Origin of the sequence: Maribacter algicola (assembly GCF_003933245.1) — a bacterium.
Lineage (GTDB): Bacteria > Bacteroidota > Bacteroidia > Flavobacteriales > Flavobacteriaceae > Maribacter > Maribacter algicola.
Map to the genome: position 1 here is coordinate 346965 of NZ_QUSX01000001.1, position 19972 is coordinate 366936.

Here is a 19972-nt window from a genome sequence, read left to right on the forward strand (position 1 = left end):
GCGATTGGCATTCCTATTCCTGTTTTTATCCTGTGCTATCGGTTTTGGACAGTTTGTCAATTTAAATGAATCCGACTTTTCCAAGGCCGATAGCATCGCTTTTTCATATAAAGGACATAGCCTGAAAAACCCGCCTTTATTGACCTATGAGCTAACCAAGGACCTAACCACGGATGTAGAAAAATTCAGGGCCATTTTCACATGGGTATGCACTAATATTGAGAACGATTACCAATCCTATCTGAAAACCCGGAAAAAAAGGAAGAAAATACAAAAGGACAGAGCCCGATTTTTAGCATGGAACGAAAGCTTTACCCCCAAAGTGTTTGAAAAATTGGTTGCCGAAAAAAGAACGGCCTGTACGGGATATGCCTACCTCATCAAGGAAATGGCAAACTTGGCCGGATTCCAAAGCGAAATCGTAAACGGATACGGCAGAACGCCCACCTTGCTTTTAGAGGAAAATGACCCGCCAAACCATTCCTGGAATACTGTAAAACTGGATGGAAAATGGTATCTGTGCGATGCCACATGGTCGGCGGGAAGGATTATGCTCGATGATTCCGGCCCAAGATTTGAACCGGATTATGATGATGTCTACTTCCTGCCAAATCCCGAATTATTCACAAAGAACCACTACCCTTTGGAATTGGAACTGTCGCTACTTGAAGAGTTACCATCCCTGACCGATTTCATAGTAGCACCCGTGATTTACAAAGAGGCTTTTAGATTTGGTATTGCACCAATCTTACCAGAAAAAATGCACTTGGAGGTTTTACGGGATGTAAACACTTCTTTTGAACTCAAAATACCTGAGGGTTTGGACGTAAAAAAATTTAGGCTTGCCCTGAATAAAGGCGGTAAGGATGTGGAAGTTCAGCCAAAAATAACCCTGCTGAAACCTGGGAAAATTCGAATGGAATATACCTTTAATAGGACCGGACTTTATGACGCCCATATTGTATTTGATGGTGACAAAATTGCTACGTATGTTGTGAAAGTCCGTAGGAATTAAAGACTCATTTTGTCCTTGAAAAGGTAGGATTGTCTTCTAGATACTTCAATTTCTTCGCCGTTGGCCATGGTCAATTTTAGTTTCCCATTAAACCAAGGTACCACATTGGCGATAAAATTTGTGTTGATAATCTGTTGCCGATTGGCCCTGAAAAAATACTTCTCCGGAAGCTTTTCCTCTACCTGGTTCAAAGATTTGTAGAGCATAGGTTTTTCATCTTGGAAAAAGACACGGGTATAATTCCCAACAATCTCAAAGTGGGAAATATCCCCCACCTTTATAAGCCAGCATTTTTCACCGTCCTTGATGAAAATTTGACTGTTACCCGTCAATCGTTCCGTGTTTTCCTTGGTAGTAGCTTCCCTATTTTTGCTGAGTTTTTCCTCCACCTTTTCCATGGCCTGCGCGAAACGTTTTTCATTGATGGGTTTTAGCAAATAGTCCAAAGCGTTGTACTCAAAGGATTTTATGGCATATTCATCAAAGGCGGTCGTGAAGATGGTAATTGGAACCTCATCTAACATCTCCAAAAGTTCAAAACCGTCTTTTTCGGGCATGTTGATATCCAAAAAAAGTAAATCAGGATTGTGCTCCTCAATAAGTGCAAAACCTTTATCCACATTTTCGGCCTCCCCTATGACTTCTATGTTTGGATAGCTTTTGATCAGTTCCTTCAACTCGTTTCTGGCAAGCCGCGAATCCTCTACGATGACTGCTTTAATTTGGCTCATGTTAGTGGGATATTTATGGTCGCTACAACTTCACCATTTATTTCCTCAATGGAGAAATTGGCTTGGTCTCCGTATAAAAGTCGTAACCTTTGTTTGATGTTCTTGAGCCCCAATTGCGTAGAATCTTCCGCAATTTGCAAGGTTCCTGTATTTAGGACCTTTATAATCAAATCCTGATTCTCAATGCCAGTAACGAGTTTTATGGTGCCACCCGCTTTGAGTTTGGATATACCATGCTTGGTGGCATTTTCGACCAACAACTGAATAATCATGGGCGGTATTTTAATTTCCAACGTTTCGCTTTGGACCTCTTTTAAAAATTGCAGTCTATCCTCAAATTGAATCTTGGATAGTGCTATATAGTTATCCACCATTTCCAACTCCTCTACAAGTTTGATCGAGTTGATATTGTTCTTGGTAAGGGAGTATCGAAGCATTTCTGAGAGCTTGGTCAACATATCCCTTGACTTCTCAACATCCTCCAACATTAACCCACGGATGTTATTCAGGCTATTGAACATAAAATGTGGATTAATCTGTCCTTTTAAAGTGTTCAGTTGGGCCTGTCTAAGGCTAGCATTTAGTTCGGCGCGTTCTACCCTATTTGCGTTGAGCTTTGCTGCTATCTTTACGGATAAATAAAAAATGGTCCAGCCAAAAATCGTAATAAAGGAATTGATCAACATCAATCCCAAACCAAATTCCTTGTACATTTCCGGTACCTTAACATCTTCTTCCCCACATTTACCCATATAGTAGCCTGTACCATATGAAAGTCCAAAATAAATAAGGGAAACCACGGAAATCCCAATTAGAATTTTTAGTATTTGACTGGTCTCAAATGCATCAAAATTGAGTATCCGCTTTAAATAAAATCGTAAAAGACTCGTGGAAAAGACGCCTATTAAAAAGGTGGACAAAAGACCGTATTTGAACAGGTTGGTGGCTTTGTACCCGTCAGCATCCGGTGTAAAGGCATAAGCGATAAATACCAGACCACCCCAGGAAAGGAGCTGGACCAACCAAAATGAAATTGCCCATCTATGTTTTTTTATAAAGGAAGCCATACGGGAATGTAAAGGTAATTATAGGGGGAACAAAAAAATAGTTTCAGCCAAATAGGCTGAAACTAAAATAAGATTTGAATTACCAATACCATAATAAATTTTACAATTGCAATCATGCTATTTGTTTTTGTGATTAATGGATTCGGTCGATAACACTCTTTTGCTACTTGATGATTTTCTTACTGGAGATTTCTTCTTTGTTTTCTTTGTGCAATAGAGAAACTCCAACTAGGATCAACCCGGCATACAGCGGAAAAAAGTAGTTCATTAAGTTTAAATCATTTAAAGCTCCTAAAAGGGATACCAATACGGTTAAGGTCCCTATGGCTAATACAGTTACTTTAGTTTTGTCGATTGTTTTCATGATGTTGTTTTTTAATTGTTAATACTACGATGTAAAACTATAGAGCCATCTCGAGAAAACTAAAAGGTTTATGACGAACGGTAGAAAGTCGTCACCGAACGGAAGTTTTTCCTAGATAAATTGTAATATATTGAAAATCAATTATTTAAAACCTATAAATTGAGGCTACCATTCCTCAAAAACCCTATATACTAGAGCTTGGCGAAGAAAAATAGGGTATTTAAAAAAGTCTTTTGGAAACTATTATTTTCTGGTTTTGGGCGGGTACTTTTCAAATATTTCAGCAACTAGTTCTTGCATTTTTTCTTCTTTTATGGTAGGTGGGGCACCCTCTTTATATGGCTGTGTACCGATCGCCTGCCAAACCAATACATCCTTTCTGGCATCGATGAAGTTAATTTCAATTTCCCGGGTAAGATTGGGACTCCCAACAGGAATCCCCACGGATACGCCACCACCGAGGCCCCCATTGCCACCACCAAGTCCAACGCCCATGGTGTTACCTGATTGGCTTTCAAAAATCAAGCTTTTTACATCTATTAGGAGGTCTGGTTCTTCAGAAAATTTTAAGCCCTTGGATTGGAGTGTTATATCCATGGCCCTAAAGAAGCGTTTCTCGTCTAGTTCAGGAATACCGGTCTGCATGTCCTCTAAATAATTATAGGTATTATAGGCGGAAAAATCCGATTCCCGCTCATAATCGTAGTTTACTTTTATGGTGCTGCACGATACAAAAAGTAGCATCAGCACTAGTATATATAAATATTTCATCCTGAATATTTTACTCGATAGTCGAGATTTAAATGCTCCAAAACTTACCTCTAATTCAAACTTTTTTTGCTTTGAATGCTTTGTGTGCTTGCTCCGAGGTTACCTTAAGATAGTAAAAAAATCAATCCTCCTCTTTCTTGTCCACACTTTTTGTAAGCGCAGAGGAAATAATCCCGGTTGGAATAGCCACGATACCTAAACCGATCATCAGAATAAAAAAAGTAAAAATCCTACCGCCTACCGTTATTGGGTACACATCCCCATAGCCAACCGTAGTAAGTGTTATGATAGCCCACCAAAGGCTATCAAAGACCGAAGAAAAATGCTCCGGCTGGGCTTTATTTTCAAAATAATAGATTCCCACCGCGGAAAAGTAGATCAAGATCAAAGTGACAAACAGAAATAGAAAAATTTCCTCCTTGGCCATTACAAGGGCCCTGGTGAAATGTTTTATGGCCCTATTATAGCGCATTAATTTTAACATTCTGAAAAGGCGAAGGAACCTCAAAGCCCTTAGAGACCTAAGGTCGACACCCAGGGCAAGGTAAAAAGGCAAAATCGCCAAGAAATCTATAATACCAAAAAAACTGAAAATAAACTTGGTTTTTTTATCGGCTACATAAATACGCAACAGATATTCCAAAGTGAAGACTATCACACAAACAATCTCGATGCCCCGCAGTAAACTCCTCGTTTTGGGTTCCAAATCAGGAACGGTCTCAAAGGAAAAGGAGACAATGGAAACAAAGATTAAAATCTGGATAAAATAAGCGAAAAACCGACTCTTAGGATTATCATTCAACTCAACAATATTTTTTAGATACCGTTTCATCTGTGAAAATTTATTGTTTATTAAAGGTCATATGTAATTCGCTGACAATTATTCTAGTAGAAATCAGCAAAAATTGGCCCATTTCATCAAAAAAGTTTTTAATCATTCAGCATTTGCCAAAGTTTGTCCTTTAGTTCCGTAATGCCAATTTGTGCTACGGATGATATAAACATGTAAGGGATTCCCTTAAAATCCACATCCAACTCCTTTTTCATTTCGTCCATCAATTCGGCATCCAACATGTCACATTTTGAAATGGCTATGAGTCGTTCCTTGTGCAACAATTCTGGATTATATCTTCTTAGTTCGTCCAATAAAATGGCATACTCCTGACTAATGTCCTTGCTATCGGCAGGAATCAAAAATAATAAGGTAGCATTTCGCTCAATATGGCGTAAGAAATAATGGCCAAGACCCTTTCCCTCCGCGGCTCCTTCTATGATACCCGGAATATCGGCCATGACGAAACTTTGAAAATCTCGGTATTCCACAATCCCCAAATTGGGTTTAAGCGTGGTGAACTCATAATCGGCGATTTTGGGCTTTGCCGAAGTTATCACGGAAAGTAAAGTAGACTTTCCAGCGTTTGGAAAACCTACTAGCCCCACATCTGCCAAAATCTTCAGTTCCAATAGAAAATATCCCTCTTGACCGGGAATACCGGGCTGGGCATATCTTGGCGTTTGGTTGGTGGATGTCTTGAAATGCCAGTTTCCGAGTCCGCCCATACCGCCTTCCAAGGCAATTTTCTCCTCGCCATGTTCCGTTATCTCGAACAGGACCTCATCGGTATCAGGGTCTTTTACAACGGTTCCTAGGGGTACGTCCAAATATACATCTGCACCATCTGCACCGGTACTTCTGTTTTTACTTCCATGCTCCCCATGACCGGCCTTAAAATGTTTTTTGAACTTGAAATTCACCAAGGTCCAAAGATTCTGGTTGCCCCTGATGATTACATGACCTCCACGTCCACCGTCCCCTCCATCTGGACCACCTTTGGCAACATATTTCTCGCGATGAAGGTGCATGGATCCCTTACCTCCGTTGCCTGATGCCAAGTGCACTTTTACATAGTCTACAAAATTACCTTCGGTCATCTTGAATGGATTAATTTAAATTGAGTACAAAGCTACACAATTAAGAAGGAAGGAAGGACAAAGGATTTTATGACAAGGGATCATAAAAATAAAACAGATATACCAAATAGCCTATTGCGATTAATATCATGGCAAGCATGGAACCGCAACCAATAAAAAAACAGCTCTTTAGCGCGTCTTTTGGTCTTATGACCTCCTCTGCCATTAGGTATCTATATTTATTCCCGATTTAATTACGAGAAATCTGAAAAAACGGTAGCTATAATGAATCAATGACCTTTGTCAAACGTTGGGTAATCTCATCGATGCTTCCAATTCCATTGACACTATGAAATTTATGTTGCTCCTCATAGTAATCCTTTAAAGGTGCCGTCTTTGAATTATATTCCTCAAACCTGTTCCTAATCTTGGATACATCCTGATCATCAGACCTACCGCTATTCTTCCCTCTTTCCAAAAGGCGCTCTATAAGGATATCATCGTTTGCTTCCAGCGCTATGGTGGCATCCACTTTCATATCCTTGGATTCCAAAAAATTGTCCAAGGCCTCTGCCTGGGCGGTCGTCCTAGGAAAACCGTCGAAAATAAATCCATCGGCATCCGGATTTTTATCCACTTCGTCCTCCAACATTTTTATTGTCACCTCATCAGGCACCAATTCGCCTTTATCAATATAGGATTTTGCCAAGGTTCCCAATTCCGTACCATTTTTAATATTATAACGGAACACATCTCCCGTAGAAATATGTTTTAAGTTATACTTCTCCTTTAAAAATTGGGCTTGTGTGCCCTTGCCCGCCCCTGGTTTTCCAAACAGTACAAGATTGATCATATATTTTTGGTTTAATTGGTAAACTTCCCTAAGATTCCTTCCTAATTCCTTGTAATCCAGCCCATACCCTACTATAAATTTATCCGGAATCTCAAGCCCTACATAATCGATGGCATATTCGCCATTATAGACTTCCGCTTTATAAAAAAGGCTCGCAATCTTAAATTCCTTCACCTTGGTATTGCTGAACAAGTGCACCAATTTCTGCAAGGTGCGTCCTGTATCGATGATATCCTCTAGAATGATGATACTTCGCCCTTCAATATTGTCCGGCACATCCAACAAGGTTTCCACGATACCCGTAGAGGTAAGCCCTTGGTAGGAGCTTAACTTAACGAACGAGACTTCGCATGAATAGGGGTATTCCTTTAGAAAATCAGATACAAACATAAAGGCCCCATTGAGAACCCCTACAAAAATGGGCGTATCATCCTTGTAGTCCACGGCAATTTCCTGTGCCATCCGCTGAATGGCCCCCAAGATTTGCTTTTCACTAAGAAAAGGTTTGAAATATTTGTCGTGTAACCGTATCAATTTTAAAAAATTAGTAAGGTTGGCAAATATAGGGTTTTGAGGTGTGTTTTTGAATATCGGGGAAACAGATTCTAAGATTTAAGCGTATTTTTGCGGTACGTATGAACTATTTTTCTTCTGATTTTAAATTAGGAATCCTTGGCGGGGGCCAACTGGGTAAAATGATGCTCTATGAGACCCGAAAGTGGGATGTCTGGACCAAGGTTTTGGATGCCTCACCAGAGGCTCCCTGTAAAATCTCATGTGACCAATTTGTCCAAGGCGAATTACTTGACTTTGAAACAGTCTATAATTTTGGCCAAGGCTTGGACGTCCTTACCATAGAAATCGAAAATGTAAACCTAGATGCTTTGGAGCGTTTGGAAAAGGAGGGTTTAAAAGTATTTCCACAGCCCAGAGCGTTACGTATAATTCAAAATAAGGCCAAACAGAAGCTTTTTTATGTGGACCATGATATCCCCACCGCAGAATTTCAACGTTTTGCCTATTTGAGCGAAATTGAGGACAGCATCAATAATGGCGGATTGAAACTGCCCTTTGTATGGAAAGTCGCTCAATTTGGCTATGATGGCCAGGGCGTAAAAGTGGTTAGGTCGCTTGCCGACCTGCAAGGCCTGCCCAAAGGAGAGTGTATCGCTGAAACGATGATTCCCTTCAAAAACGAACTGGCGGTCATTGTTGCTCGGAATTCAAAGGGTGAAACAAAGACCTACCCTGTCGTAGAAATGGAATTTCACCCCGAAGCCAACCAAGTGGAATACGTAATCTGCCCGGCAAGGATCGATGATAAAGTTGCGACAAAGGCACGGGAACTTGCATTACATGTTGCCGAAAAAATTGGTCTTACAGGTTTATTGGCCGTGGAGATGTTCCAGACCCAAGACGATCAAATACTAGTCAACGAGGTAGCCCCAAGACCCCACAATAGCGGACATTACAGTATTGAAGCAAGCTATACGAATCAGTTTGAACAACACATTCGCTGCATCCTGAACTTACCTTTGGGCGCTACCGAAAGTAAAGTTGCAGGAATTATGGTGAATCTGGTAGGTGCCGAAGGCCATACCGGCGATGTGGTGTATGAAAACATGGAAGAGATTTTAAAACTTGAGGGTGTTACGCCCCACATCTATGGAAAAAAACAAACGAGGCCTTTCCGAAAAATGGGCCATGTCACCATAGTGAACCCAGATATTGACCAAGCCAGAAAAACAGCGCAACAGGTAAAGGAAACAATTAAAGTAATCAGTAAATAAGTTATGAGTAAAGTAGCCGTAGTAATGGGAAGTACCAGCGACCTTCCGGTAATGCAGGACGCCATAGATATACTGAATGGTTTTGACATTGAAGTGGATGTGGATATCGTTTCCGCCCACAGAACTCCGGAAAAACTGTTCGACTTCAGTAAAAACGCCCACAAAAATGGTTACACAGTGATAATTGCGGGCGCAGGTGGCGCGGCGCACTTGCCGGGTATGGTCGCTTCCATGTCCCCTTTACCTGTCATAGGTGTGCCCGTAAAAAGCAGCAACTCAATAGATGGTTGGGATTCGATTTTATCAATTCTTCAAATGCCGGGTGGCGTGCCCGTTGCCACTGTAGCCCTGAATGGTGCCAAAAATGCCGGAATCCTCGCAGCCCAGATTATAGGTAGTTCAGATAAATGCGTTCTGGACAAAATCATCCTTTACAAAGAAGGCCTGAAACAAAAGGTAATCGAGGGAGCGAAATCTGTGAATAGTAAATAGTTGTTAGTTGTTAGTTGTTAGTTGTTAGTTGTTAGTTGTTAGTAAAAAACAAACTTTCTGTTAGTGAAATCCGGAAAACTGAAAAAATAGTAAAACGAGGAATGAATCCACTCTTAGAACCTTTTGACACCGCCCCTTTCTCCAAAATAAAAAACGAACATTTTAAACCGGCCTTTCTTCAAGCGATTGAGGATGCACGGGCCGAAATAGATGCTATTACCAATAATCCAGAGGAACCAACCTTTGAAAATACCATTGAGATCTTGGAATTTGCCGGCCAACAATTGGACAGGATTTCATGTACTTTTTTTAATCTAAATTCTGCCGAAACAAACGATACCATTCAGAAAATCGCACAAGAGGTATCGCCCTTAATGTCCGAGTTCGGTAACGACATCACCCTAAACGAAGCCTTGTTCAAAAGAATAAAGGATGTATATCAAAAAATGGATTCCTTGGACCTGGATGTGGAACAAAGGACCTTATTGGAAAAAAAATACAAGAATTTTAGTAGGAATGGCGCCAATCTACCAGAGGAAAAGAAAAAAAGACTACGGCAAATCGATGCCGAGCTTTCCAAGCTTACACTAAAATTTGGGGAAAATGTCCTTGCGGAAACCAACAAATATCAAAAGTACCTAACGGATGAAAAGGATTTGGACGGACTTCCCAAAGGCGAAAAGGAAGCCGCGGCCCAGTTAGCACTGACAAAAGGAAAAGAGGAAGGTTGGATGATTACCCTGGATTACCCAAGCTATATTCCTTTTATGAAATATGCGAAAAATAGGGAGTTGCGAAAAGAGCTTTCCATTGCCTTTGGCAGTAAGGCCTTTCATGATGATCCACTGGACAACAAGGAAAACGTATTAAAGATAGCATCCCTGCGATTTGAAAGGGCACAGTTGTTAGGTTATAAGACCCATGCCCATTTTGTACTCGAGGAACGAATGGCAGAAAGTCCTGAAAAAGTGCATGATTTTCTAAACGAAATTCTGGAAAAGGCTAAACCCGCCGCGGAAAGGGAGTTCAAGCAATTGGCAGATTTCGCCATGAATCTTGATGGTATAGCCGTTTTGGAAAAATGGGACGGCAGTTATTATTCCGAAAAACTGAAGCAAAAGTTGTTCGATTTGGACGACGAAAAGCTAAAGCCTTATTTCAAACTGGAGAATGTCATTGACGGTGTTTTCAAGGTCGCAGAAAAGTTGTTCGACCTAAATTTTGAAGAGGTATTCGATATCGATAAATACCATGACGATGTAAAAACGTATAACGTGTATGATGGGGACGGAAATTTCGTATCCCTTTTCTATGCCGATTTCCACCCGCGACCCGGTAAACGTGGTGGTGCCTGGATGACCTCCTTTAAATCGCAATGGAAAAGAAACGGTGAAAATGTCCGTCCACATATAAGTAATGTGTGCAACTTTACACCTTCCACCAAAAGCAAACCTTCCCTATTGACTTTCAATGAGGTGACGACCTTGTTCCATGAATTTGGCCATGGACTGCATGGGATGTTGGCAGATACTAAATATCCAAGCCTATCGGGCACTTCGGTCTATTGGGACTTTGTAGAGCTTCCAAGTCAGGTCATGGAAAATTGGTGCTACGAAAGAGAAGCCTTGGAGCTATTTGCAAAACATTACGAAACGGGGGAGGTAATTCCCATGGAACTGATTACCAAAATAAAGGAATCCGCAACATTTCAGGAGGGTATGCAGACCTTGAGACAACTAAGTTTCGGTATGTTGGATATGTCCTGGCATGGAGTAGACCCTAGCAATATCACCGATGTAAAAAAACACGAAGACGAGGCTTTTGAAGGCACAAAACTATATCCAGATACGCCTGAGACCTGCATGAGCACATCGTTCTCCCATATCTTTCAAGGCGGATATTCCTCCGGTTACTACAGTTACAAATGGGCCGAAGTCTTGGATGCCGATGCCTTTGCCTACTTTAAGGAACAAGGAATTTTCAATAAAGAAGTGGCCCATAAATTCAGGGAGCACGTTCTATCAAAAGGCGGAACGGAAAACCCGATGGTCCTGTATAAGCGTTTCCGGGGAGCGGAGCCCAAGGTAGAGGCCCTTCTGGAAAGGGCCGGCCTTTTGAATTAATTTATTAAAAGTAGGCAATGAAAAAATTTAGTTTTACTTATGATAAAAACCGGGTCACTTCCTTTTGTGATGCAGTTTTTTCAATTGCCATGACTTTACTTATATTGGAAATAGATGTACCAAATAGTGAGACACTTGCAGCAACAAATTTTTCGTCCATTCTTACCAATAGGATTCCCAGTTTTATTGGGTTTTTCGTCAGTTTTATGGTAATCGCGATTTACTGGATTTCCCATTTGAGGATTTTTAAATATGTAGGGGACGTAGACGAAAAACTAATATGGATCAATATTTTTTTGCTTCTTTTTGTGATTTTTTTGCCTTTTACCACGGCCATGTACGTAGGTGATTTTTATGGCACTGCTTCCTTTATTTTCTACTGTTTTAATTTAATATTACTTGGACTACTCAATTTTTTATTAATTCGCTATATCTCGCAAAAAGAACTCAACAAAAACGGGATGACGCGTACAATTGGTAATTGGTTAAAATTTAGATCTTTAAACGCCGTGATTATTTGGTCTTTAGCGGCGTTATTAGCATTATTTTTACCATGGATCTCCCGTATTATTTTCATCTTGATCTTCGTTTTTCAAGCCTTTGGCGACAAGTTTTACAAAAAACGCTTATAGACACGTTAATCATTATCGATTGCTTGTATATTCCTGCGGAAAGGTTGCAAGGAAATACATTTACAAAAGAAAATAAGATTGGACATATATGATATCAAAGTTTTTACAACAGCATATCCAACATTGACCACATATAATTTTATGAACGGGACGTTGGAGCTAATTTGTGGGCTTAAACCGCAAACCATTGGTCACAGATGAAAAAAATCAGCTTTGTTTTTTCCATTTTACTTTTAGCTTCCTGTAGTAAGGATTCCTCTACCACACCAGAAGAAAACGGCAACAGTTTGCCATCAATCACTTTAAAATCCTTTAGCGTTGATGAACATGCTCCTGCCGGAACTTCCATAGGGTCCGTATCTTCAACGGACGCGGATGGCGATACGCTAACCTTTACCATGGAATCCCTAAATGGCCTGGAAATTAACGAGGTAACCGGCGAAATTACTATTGGGGCCGGGATTGTTTTGGACTTTGAAGAAATTCAAAGCCTTCCGTTCACCGTATCGGTATTCGATGGAAAATCTATTGTTGAGCAGTCCTTTGATCTTACCATAAACAATATTGACGAATATACACTGCTTACCGCCGCAGAAAAGGAATTCATTGACTATTTTCAATATTTGACCCTTTGGAAGGCGCCTACCCATGGAGCACCTTTGGAATTTTCAAGTCGGTGGAACGAACCCATCAAACTCTATCTGGACGGAAATTTCAATAATGAATTTAAATCCAATGTGGAAGCGGCCTTAGAAGAATACAATGAAATATTCCAAAATAGTGATTTTAATGTATCCTTGGTGGAAACCTTGGAGGAGTCGAATGCACATCTGTTCTATGGACAAACCTCTGAGGTTGAGGCAGTTTGGCCTGATATGTTCGAGATCATCAATGGAGGAACCTATTCAGGGTATGCAATGACATCCAACAATGCATCGGTCCTTAGCAATGCCAGATTGTGGATATCCAACCCTGCAACGGTCCTTTTCAAGCATGAGTTAGGACACGTTCTCGGCTTTGGACATTCCGATAAATGTGTGGCTGAAAAAAGCTTTTTATGTTCCAGCATCGCCTTGGATAACGACTTTTTGGAGGATGAAAAAGTTATCATGGAATTTGTATACGACAATGAATTCCCTGCTGGGTTAGCTGCAGAAGATATCCAGCTCTATGTGGCCAATTTAATTTACCTGTCTAAATAGGAATGCATCTCATTTGGACATTAACAATCCTTTCGCCATAAGTCATTGGCCAGCCTTGGAAAATATGGGATAAATGGCTTTGAAGAGACGAAAATTTAATAATGCCAAGTATTGGAATTATAGCATCTCCCCTGCAAAGCCCCTTTATTTTTTTTGTTTGTAAGCATCATACCCACCTTCAAGGTTGACTACATTTTTATATCCCAAGGATTGTAATTTTTGTTGGGCCTTGGCACTCCTGCCACCAACCTTACAATACACATAAATGGTTTCGTCCTTGTCAATCCCCTCCACCTGTTGGGCAAAATCAGTATCGAACCAATTAATGTTCAAAGAGTTGTCTAGATGGCCTTCGGCATATTCCTCTGGAGTGCGTACATCCAACAAGACTACGTTATTTAACTCATCCGCAGACACACTGGTAATGGGCCTTGAGGTAGGTGTCTGTGTTTGGGCACAGGATATGTTCAAGAGTATGGAAAGGAGTAAAATCATTGGATACTTCATGACGTTTTATTTAATGAACTGGCAACAAACCCTAGAAATTACTTTTAAATACGGATTTGTCAGCTAAGATGCCTTGCGCCAAAAATACATTAATTTCCATTTTAAGTAAAATATATACTGGATATAAGCCGTAATGGAAAATTCTATTACTTTTACAACAACGATCAACAATGGCAGAAAATCAACTACATCCTAATTCCTGGGTAGACCAGTATGCCGATTACCTATTCAACTACGCCATAGGCAAGGTAAGTGATGTAGAAATCGCCAAAGACTTAGTTTCGGAGACCTTTTTGGCAGGTTTAAAATCGGCCAAGAACTACAAAGGCGAAGCAGCTGAACGTACCTGGTTGATAGCGATTCTCAAACGTAAGGTCATAGACTACTATCGAAAATCCAACTCCAAAAAGGGAAAGGCAGAAGTCCGCATGAATTTTAGCTACCATGATGAAAACGAAGGGGATTGGCTGGAAGAAAAAGTGGCGGACCCCAATGGCAATTTGGGAAGCGAAACCATAGAAAACGAAGAACTGGGCCTTGCCCTACAGCTGTGTATTGATAGGCTTCCCCAAAAACAATCACAGGTATTTACCATGAAGACCATTCAAGGCATTCCTACGGAAGAAATTTGTAATGAATTAGGAATAAACCCGTCTAACCTTTGGGTAATGATCCATAGAGCCAGAACGGCCTTAATGGAATGTTTAAATCAAAAATGGTTCAACGCATGATTTCTTGTGAAAAAGCGGCGGATATTTGTACAAAGGCTCAATACAATGAGGCTACCTTTGTGGAACGGCTTAAATTAAAATTCCATCTTATCTATTGTAAGGTATGCGCTGCTTACGCAAAGCAGAATACAAAACTCACCTCCCTTTGCAGCAAGGCAAATCTTCATTCCCTTTCCGAGACTGAAAAAGAAAAAATGAAGGAATATATAAGGAGGCAGGGCTAGAACCAAATAAGGCAAAGCACTAAAAGAAAGTACCACGCTATTGGAATTCCTTCCACCCAAAAAGAAGCAAAATATTTACGCTGATCTTTCCCAAACGAAAACATCAAAACAGCAAGTCCCAAGAAAAGTACCGTCTTTACGATGATTTCGACTTCTTGAACATCGTCCTTTAAGAAGGTCAACACGTAAAACAGCAGTACGAAAATCACACCGATTTTTTTTGTCCAAAGCACCCCAAATCGCTGTGGAAGAGTCCTGAGACCAGGATCATCATACGCGAGGTCCCTTATCTCAAAGGGAACCAACAAAGCCAGAACGAAAAAAAATCGTTGAATGGTTTCCACCCAAATATCCCAAGAAATGGATTTGAATGAACCCAATGCCGGAAGCACGACCGTTGCCCCGGCCCAGACCAAGGCTACCATAAAAATTTTTAGTCCTCCTAAATTCCGAAGGTTTCTAGCATTGGGCAATACGGGTAATGCATAGATTCCTGTTAAAAAAATCAGTATAAAGATTCCCAACCAAATATCACTAGTAAGAAAATAAGCATGGTAACAACCAATTAGGGCGGCTAAAAAGCTAACTATTTGAATGTTCTTTTGATAAGGGGACGCCACTATAATATATTTTTTGGCTTCCACCCCATATTTTATAAAATTGTAACAAGCAATAGTGCCAAAAAAAAGAAACCAGGCCAAATGTTCGTCCTTTTGAAAATCGAAAGTTTTGATGGTAACATGGGTCAATGCAAAGACACTCAACGAAACATGGATACTTGCATTGATATAGAAATCAAAAAGGCGTTGAAGTTTCCCCATAAAACAAATGTACCCAAACTGTTTATAACCCGGGTTTTCGGTTAAAAACTTTCCTAAGGAAGCCAGTACACACCTGTTTTTTGATATAATTAATCCCTAATTTTGCAAGACTAATTTTTTCAAATCATGAAGACTGACGTGTTTGCATCCCGCCATATTGGTATACGAGAAGAGGACCTTGACCATATGCTCAAAACTATTTCTGTAGATAGTTTGGATCAACTGATATTTGAAACCATTCCCGATGATATTCGGCTTAAAAATACATTGGATTTGGGTGCTCCGATGAGTGAGCATAAATTTTTGGCCCATTTGGAGGAACTTTCAAAAAAGAACAAGGTTTTTCGTTCCTATATAGGTTTGGGGTATCATGAGAGCCTAACACCTTCCGTTATTAAACGGAATATCCTTGAAAACCCTGGTTGGTATACCGCCTATACGCCCTATCAAGCGGAAATTGCCCAAGGCAGATTGGAAGCCCTTTTGAACTTTCAAACGGTTATTTCAGACCTAACTGGTATGGAACTCGCCAATGCGTCCCTTTTGGATGAAAGTACGGCAGCGGCAGAAGCCATGACAATGCTTTTTGAAGTTAGAACCAGGGATCAGAAAAAAAACGAGATCAAAAAGTTCTTTGTTTCAGAAGAGGTTTTGCCGCAAACAATGGCTTTATTGGAAACCCGGGCCAATCCTTTGGGCATAGAATTGGTAATTGGAAATCATGAGGAATTTACTTTTGACGATACATTTTATGGTGCATTGCTTCAATATCCGGGTAAATTCGGCCAGGTTCATGACTACAAGGACTTTGTGCTCAAGGCCAAGGAAAAGGATATTAAAATAGCGGTTGCCGCGGATATTTTAAGCTTGGTCCTTTTGACCCCTCCTGGTGAATTTGGGGCGGATGTGGTCGTTGGCACCACGCAAAGATTCGGTATCCCCCTAGGATATGGTGGACCCCATGCCGCGTTTTTCGCCACCCGCGAAGAATACAAACGAAATATTCCTGGAAGAATCATTGGGGTAACCAAGGATCGGGACAATAGACCTGCATTAAGGATGGCCCTACAAACTAGGGAGCAACATATAAAAAGGGACAAAGCGACCTCCAATATTTGCACGGCACAAGTACTATTGGCTGTTATGGCAGGAATGTACGCAGTTTATCATGGTCCAAAAGGTCTAAAATATATCGCACAAAAAATACATACCACTGCATGTACTTTGGCCGATTCCCTTGAAAATCTCGGGTATTATCAAAGCAATACTGCCTACTTCGATACCGTTCAAGTAAAGGCAAGCGCCAACATAATACGCCCTATTGCGGAACGCGAAGAGGTGAACTTTTTGTACCCTAGTTCTGATTCCGTTGTTATTGCAGTAAACGAGGCGACCTCCATAAAGGACCTGAACCAAATCATTGGTATCTTCTCAGAGGCCATGGATAAGGAAGCGATCGAAGTCACAAAACTTTTGGGCCATTCGTCCATTCCCCAAAATATCCAAAGAACGTCTTCCTATCTTGAAAACAAGGTGTTCAATAGCTATCATTCCGAAACGGAACTAATGCGATATATCAAGAAATTGGAACGCAAGGATCTGTCCCTTAACCATAGCATGATATCCTTGGGAAGTTGTACCATGAAATTGAACGCCGCCTCTGAAATGTTGCCCCTAAGCAATGGCAACTGGGGAAATATACATCCGTTTGTACCTGTGGAACAGGCGGAAGGCTACCAAATTGTATTGAGGGAATTGGCGAAGGATTTAACGACTATTACAGGCTTTGCGGGTACTTCCCTACAGCCGAATTCCGGCGCCCAGGGGGAATATGCAGGTTTAATGGTCATACGGGCCTATCACGAGGCCAATGGTGAAGGACATAGGGATATTTGCCTGATTCCTGCCTCCGCCCATGGAACCAACCCTGCCTCCGCCGTAATGGCGGGAATGAAGGTGGTTGTGACCAAAACGGATGATAAAGGTAATATTGACGTGGAGGACTTGGAAGAAAAGGTAAAAATGCATGCCGATAATCTTTCCGCCTTAATGGTAACATATCCTTCCACCCATGGGGTTTTCGAATCCTCCATAAGAAAAATAACGAAATTGATTCATGACCATGGCGGCCAAGTGTATATGGACGGGGCAAATATGAACGCGCAAGTGGGCTTGACAAATCCAGCTACTATAGGTGCGGATGTCTGTCATCTTAATCTACACAAGACCTTTGCAATTCCCCATGGAGGTGGAGGTCCAGGGGTTGGTCCTATATGCGTCGCACCTCAATTGGTGCCATTTTTACCCGGCAACCCCGTCATCAAAACAGGTGGTGTAAAAGCCATTTCGGCGATTTCGGCAGCTCCTTGGGGCAGTTCCTTGGCCTGTCTTATTTCCTACGGCTACATCAAAATGTTGGGACAAGAAGGATTGACGAATTCCACAAAAATTGCCATTCTCAATGCCAACTATATCAAACATCGGTTAAATGGAAAATATGATGTTCTTTATACGGGGGAAAAAGGAAGGGCCGCCCATGAGATGATTATCGATTGCAGACCCTTTAAACAGCATGGTATCGAAGTAACGGATATTGCAAAAAGGCTTATGGATTATGGTTTCCATGCGCCAACGGTTTCATTCCCGGTGGCAGGTACCTTAATGATAGAACCAACCGAAAGCGAAAGTTTGGAGGAATTAGATCGTTTTTGCGATGCCATGCTCTCCATTCGCAAGGAAATCGATGTTGCCCAGGAGGACAATCCTAACAACGTATTAAAAAATGCGCCACATACGCTGCAGATGGTCACAAGCGATACTTGGGATTTTCCGTATTCAAGACATCAGGCTGCATTTCCGTTGCCCTATGTTAGCGATAACAAATTCTGGCCTGCGGTTCGCAGGGTGGACGATGCTTATGGAGACCGTAATTTAATTTGCACGTGCGCTCCCATTGAAGCATATGTAGAAGCCTAAAAACGCTGCCCAGAACTAGCAAAACGGGACTGGTTTAGGTTTTAACAAAAATTAATACCCCCTCGAGATTTAAAGATTTTTGGGGTCTGAACATCGTAAAGCTTATTATGCGCGCATAATAAGCTTTACGTTTTAAAGTACCTTTTTGGAAATAAATCAAGTAAGGTATATGGGCGTTAATATCATAGGTACAGGGAGTTATATACCTGAAAACCAAGTAAAGAATACAGCATTCTCCAAAAAGAAATTTCTGAACAGTGACGGAAGTCCTTTCCAAGCTACCAATGAAGTCATTATAGAAAAATTTAGAGCCATTACCGGAATTAACGAAAGACGGTATGTTGATAAGGATTTGAATACCTCGGATATCGCGTTTTTCGCCGCTGAAAGTGCAATATTGGATGCAAACATAGATAGGGAGGATATTGATTATATAATTCTTGCCCATAATTTTGGTGATGTTTCCTGGGGCAGTTCTCAAGGCGACACATTACCTAGTCTTGCCTCACGTGTCAAAAACAGACTTAGGATAAAAAATCCAAAATGTGTGGCCTATGATATCCTATTTGGATGCCCCGGCTGGATAGAGGGTGTTATTCAGGGACATGCCTTTATAAAAAGTGGCATTGCAAAAAAATGCTTGGTCATAGGTGCGGAAACCTTGTCCAGAATAGTGGACCCGTATGATAGGGATTCCATGATATATGCCGATGGTGCAGGTGCTGTCATCATTGAGCTCACCAACGACAGTAACGGCATCCTTGCACATAATAGCGCGTCATATACCTATGAGGAGGCCTATTTCCTATTTTACGGAAAAAGCTACCATAAGACGCAAAAGGAAACCAGATACATTAAAATGCTTGGGAGAAAGATTTATGAATTTGCCGTAACCCATGTTCCCAAAGCAATGGCAGACTGTTTGGAGAAGAGCGGCATAGACATTACGGAGGTAAAAAAAGTCCTTATCCATCAAGCCAATGAAAAGATGGACGAGGCCATCATCTCAAGGTTTTATGCACTTTACCATATGGATGTTCCCAAACATTGCATGCCCATGACGATTGGAGAGTTTGGAAATAGCTCGGTTGCAACCATTCCAACATTATTGGATTGCCTGTTAAATGGAAAAATTGAGAATCATAACTTGACAAAAGGCGATGTTGTTATCTTTGCAAGTGTTGGTGCAGGAATGAACATCAACGCCATGGTATATAAACTTTGAAATGTACGAGAACACCTTTCCAAACAAACGTTTTAGATACACCCTAGAATTTTTAAAAAAGCATGTACCTACCAACGAATCCATTTTAGACCTTGGTGTGGAAAATCCCTTTTCCAAGATTATGACAAAGGAAGGCTATCAAGTAGAAAACACCAAGGGCGAAGATTTGGATTTGGATTTCTCCTCCATTCTAAACTCCAATGCAAAGGTAGCAACCGCCTTTGAAATTTTTGAACACCTTTTGGCCCCCTTGAACGCGCTTTCCAAAATAAAGGCCGATACCTTGGTTGCCAGTGTTCCACTCCGACTTTGGTTTTCCCCGGCATACAGAAGTAAGAACGACCCTTGGGACCGACATTATCACGAGTTTGAGGATTGGCAGTTCGATTGGCTTTTGGAGAAATCCGGTTGGGAAATTCAGGATTCAAAAAAATGGGCCCACCCCGTTAAAAAAATAGGTCTTAGGCCCATTTTAAGACTGTTCACACCGCGATACTACATAGTTTACGCCGTTCGAAAAAAAAGTTCTTAAAACCT

At 41.0% G+C, this 19972-nt stretch carries 20 protein-coding genes; 11 read left to right on the top strand and 9 right to left on the bottom strand.

The genetic code is table 11. From position 1 onward, the window contains the following. Nucleotides 1-4: 4 nt before the first annotated feature. Nucleotides 5-1015: a transglutaminase domain-containing protein gene (locus tag DZC72_RS01515; protein ID WP_165869246.1), complete on the top strand. Its 1011-nt coding sequence runs from the start codon at nt 5-7 to the stop codon at nt 1013-1015. On the opposite strand, the gene DZC72_RS01520 is transcribed toward DZC72_RS01515, so the two are convergent. The 7 genes from DZC72_RS01520 to DZC72_RS01550 all read right to left on the bottom strand — a co-directional run bounded on the left by DZC72_RS01520 (nt 1012) and on the right by DZC72_RS01550 (nt 7246). After that, nucleotides 1012-1746: a LytR/AlgR family response regulator transcription factor gene (locus DZC72_RS01520; protein ID WP_125221150.1), complete on the bottom strand. Its 735-nt coding sequence runs from the start codon at nt 1744-1746 to the stop codon at nt 1012-1014. The genes DZC72_RS01515 and DZC72_RS01520 overlap by 4 nt on opposite strands. After that, a complete protein-coding gene (locus DZC72_RS01525) occupies nt 1743-2813 on the bottom strand; it encodes a sensor histidine kinase (RefSeq protein WP_125221151.1) in 1071 nt (356 codons plus the stop codon). The genes DZC72_RS01520 and DZC72_RS01525 overlap by 4 nt, the downstream gene beginning before the upstream one ends. Before the next feature lie 163 nt (nt 2814-2976). After that, the gene (locus DZC72_RS01530) at nt 2977-3177 is read right to left on the bottom strand and encodes a hypothetical protein (protein ID WP_125221152.1); all 201 of its coding nucleotides are present in this window, start codon (nt 3175-3177) and stop codon (nt 2977-2979) included. A gap of 243 nt (nt 3178-3420) precedes the next feature. Further along, nucleotides 3421-3948, bottom strand: a complete 528-nt coding sequence (locus tag DZC72_RS01535; RefSeq protein ID WP_125221153.1) for a DUF4136 domain-containing protein — start codon at nt 3946-3948, stop codon at nt 3421-3423. Between the two features lie 121 nt (nt 3949-4069). Next, nucleotides 4070-4780, bottom strand: coding sequence for an ion transporter (locus DZC72_RS01540; RefSeq protein WP_125221154.1), 711 nt, complete (start codon nt 4778-4780; stop codon nt 4070-4072). Between the two features lie 98 nt (nt 4781-4878). Next, nucleotides 4879-5880 (bottom strand): GTPase ObgE, encoded by a 1002-nt coding sequence (gene obgE / locus DZC72_RS01545; RefSeq protein WP_125221155.1) that lies wholly within the window; start codon nt 5878-5880, stop codon nt 4879-4881. A gap of 259 nt (nt 5881-6139) precedes the next feature. Next, nucleotides 6140-7246 carry an adenylate kinase gene (locus DZC72_RS01550; RefSeq protein ID WP_125221156.1) on the bottom strand — a complete coding sequence of 369 codons (1107 nt, stop codon included), beginning with the start codon at nt 7244-7246 and terminating at the stop codon, nt 6140-6142. 101 nt (nt 7247-7347) lie between these two features. Here DZC72_RS01550 and DZC72_RS01555 point away from each other — a divergent pair, with 101 nt between their 5' ends. The 5 genes from DZC72_RS01555 (at nt 7348) to DZC72_RS01575 (ending at nt 12951) form a co-directional block, all read left to right on the top strand. Further along, the gene (locus tag DZC72_RS01555) at nt 7348-8502 is read left to right on the top strand and encodes a 5-(carboxyamino)imidazole ribonucleotide synthase (protein WP_125221157.1); all 1155 of its coding nucleotides are present in this window, start codon (nt 7348-7350) and stop codon (nt 8500-8502) included. A 3-nt stretch (nt 8503-8505) separates the two neighbouring features. After that, entirely contained in the window at nt 8506-8994 is a 489-nt protein-coding gene (gene purE, locus DZC72_RS01560; RefSeq protein WP_125221158.1) for a 5-(carboxyamino)imidazole ribonucleotide mutase, read from the top strand. A 101-nt stretch (nt 8995-9095) separates the two neighbouring features. Further along, nucleotides 9096-11117 (top strand): M3 family metallopeptidase, encoded by a 2022-nt coding sequence (locus tag DZC72_RS01565; RefSeq protein ID WP_125221159.1) that lies wholly within the window; start codon nt 9096-9098, stop codon nt 11115-11117. Between the two features lie 17 nt (nt 11118-11134). Next, nucleotides 11135-11749, top strand: coding sequence for a TMEM175 family protein (locus tag DZC72_RS18085; protein ID WP_125221160.1), 615 nt, complete (start codon nt 11135-11137; stop codon nt 11747-11749). Nucleotides 11750-11946: 197 nt separating this feature from the next. Then, nucleotides 11947-12951, top strand: a complete 1005-nt coding sequence (locus DZC72_RS01575) for a hypothetical protein (protein ID WP_125221161.1) — start codon at nt 11947-11949, stop codon at nt 12949-12951. Between the two features lie 144 nt (nt 12952-13095). On the opposite strand, the gene DZC72_RS01580 is transcribed toward DZC72_RS01575, so the two are convergent. After that, nucleotides 13096-13458: a rhodanese-like domain-containing protein gene (locus tag DZC72_RS01580; protein WP_125221162.1), complete on the bottom strand. Its 363-nt coding sequence runs from the start codon at nt 13456-13458 to the stop codon at nt 13096-13098. Between the two features lie 170 nt (nt 13459-13628). On the opposite strand from DZC72_RS01580, the gene DZC72_RS01585 reads away from it, so the two are divergent. Continuing rightward, nucleotides 13629-14189: a sigma-70 family RNA polymerase sigma factor gene (locus DZC72_RS01585; RefSeq protein ID WP_099546304.1), complete on the top strand. Its 561-nt coding sequence runs from the start codon at nt 13629-13631 to the stop codon at nt 14187-14189. Beyond that, complete coding sequence (locus DZC72_RS01590) at nt 14186-14413, top strand: hypothetical protein (protein WP_125221163.1); 228 nt, start codon at nt 14186-14188, stop codon at nt 14411-14413. Before DZC72_RS01585 ends, DZC72_RS01590 begins: the two co-directional genes overlap by 4 nt. Here the strand turns inward: DZC72_RS01590 and DZC72_RS01595 are convergent. Beyond that, nucleotides 14410-15234: a UbiA prenyltransferase family protein gene (locus DZC72_RS01595; protein ID WP_125221164.1), complete on the bottom strand. Its 825-nt coding sequence runs from the start codon at nt 15232-15234 to the stop codon at nt 14410-14412. The genes DZC72_RS01590 and DZC72_RS01595 overlap by 4 nt on opposite strands. A gap of 126 nt (nt 15235-15360) precedes the next feature. Here DZC72_RS01595 and gcvP point away from each other — a divergent pair, with 126 nt between their 5' ends. From gcvP to DZC72_RS01610, 3 genes are all read left to right on the top strand, one after another. Beyond that, entirely contained in the window at nt 15361-18210 is a 2850-nt protein-coding gene (gene gcvP, locus DZC72_RS01600; RefSeq protein WP_125221165.1) for an aminomethyl-transferring glycine dehydrogenase, read from the top strand. A 169-nt stretch (nt 18211-18379) separates the two neighbouring features. Continuing rightward, a complete protein-coding gene (locus DZC72_RS01605) occupies nt 18380-19435 on the top strand; it encodes a 3-oxoacyl-ACP synthase III family protein (RefSeq protein ID WP_125221166.1) in 1056 nt (351 codons plus the stop codon). Between the two features lies 1 nt (nt 19436). Further along, nucleotides 19437-19967: a methyltransferase gene (locus tag DZC72_RS01610; RefSeq protein ID WP_125221167.1), complete on the top strand. Its 531-nt coding sequence runs from the start codon at nt 19437-19439 to the stop codon at nt 19965-19967. Nucleotides 19968-19972 lie beyond the last annotated feature (5 nt).

What these genes read in the sequence shown, in the direction of transcription:
- DZC72_RS01520 (WP_125221150.1), bottom strand. Translation starts at nt 1,746, where the DNA reads ATGAGCCAAATTAAAGCAGTCATCGTAGAGGATTCGCGGCTTGCCAGA.
- DZC72_RS01525 (WP_125221151.1), bottom strand. Translation starts at nt 2,813, where the DNA reads ATGGCTTCCTTTATAAAAAAACATAGATGGGCAATTTCATTTTGGTTG.
- DZC72_RS01530 (WP_125221152.1), bottom strand. Translation starts at nt 3,177, where the DNA reads ATGAAAACAATCGACAAAACTAAAGTAACTGTATTAGCCATAGGGACC.
- DZC72_RS01535 (WP_125221153.1), bottom strand. Translation starts at nt 3,948, where the DNA reads ATGAAATATTTATATATACTAGTGCTGATGCTACTTTTTGTATCGTGC.
- DZC72_RS01540 (WP_125221154.1), bottom strand. Translation starts at nt 4,780, where the DNA reads ATGAAACGGTATCTAAAAAATATTGTTGAGTTGAATGATAATCCTAAG.
- obgE (WP_125221155.1), bottom strand. Translation starts at nt 5,880, where the DNA reads ATGACCGAAGGTAATTTTGTAGACTATGTAAAAGTGCACTTGGCATCA.
- DZC72_RS01555 (WP_125221157.1), top strand. Translation starts at nt 7,348, where the DNA reads ATGAACTATTTTTCTTCTGATTTTAAATTAGGAATCCTTGGCGGGGGC.
- purE (WP_125221158.1), top strand. Translation starts at nt 8,506, where the DNA reads ATGAGTAAAGTAGCCGTAGTAATGGGAAGTACCAGCGACCTTCCGGTA.
- DZC72_RS01565 (WP_125221159.1), top strand. Translation starts at nt 9,096, where the DNA reads ATGAATCCACTCTTAGAACCTTTTGACACCGCCCCTTTCTCCAAAATA.
- DZC72_RS18085 (WP_125221160.1), top strand. Translation starts at nt 11,135, where the DNA reads ATGAAAAAATTTAGTTTTACTTATGATAAAAACCGGGTCACTTCCTTT.
- DZC72_RS01575 (WP_125221161.1), top strand. Translation starts at nt 11,947, where the DNA reads ATGAAAAAAATCAGCTTTGTTTTTTCCATTTTACTTTTAGCTTCCTGT.
- DZC72_RS01580 (WP_125221162.1), bottom strand. Translation starts at nt 13,458, where the DNA reads ATGAAGTATCCAATGATTTTACTCCTTTCCATACTCTTGAACATATCC.
- DZC72_RS01585 (WP_099546304.1), top strand. Translation starts at nt 13,629, where the DNA reads ATGGCAGAAAATCAACTACATCCTAATTCCTGGGTAGACCAGTATGCC.
- DZC72_RS01590 (WP_125221163.1), top strand. Translation starts at nt 14,186, where the DNA reads ATGATTTCTTGTGAAAAAGCGGCGGATATTTGTACAAAGGCTCAATAC.
- DZC72_RS01595 (WP_125221164.1), bottom strand. Translation starts at nt 15,234, where the DNA reads ATGGGGAAACTTCAACGCCTTTTTGATTTCTATATCAATGCAAGTATC.
- gcvP (WP_125221165.1), top strand. Translation starts at nt 15,361, where the DNA reads ATGAAGACTGACGTGTTTGCATCCCGCCATATTGGTATACGAGAAGAG.
- DZC72_RS01605 (WP_125221166.1), top strand. Translation starts at nt 18,380, where the DNA reads ATGGGCGTTAATATCATAGGTACAGGGAGTTATATACCTGAAAACCAA.
- DZC72_RS01610 (WP_125221167.1), top strand. Translation starts at nt 19,437, where the DNA reads ATGTACGAGAACACCTTTCCAAACAAACGTTTTAGATACACCCTAGAA.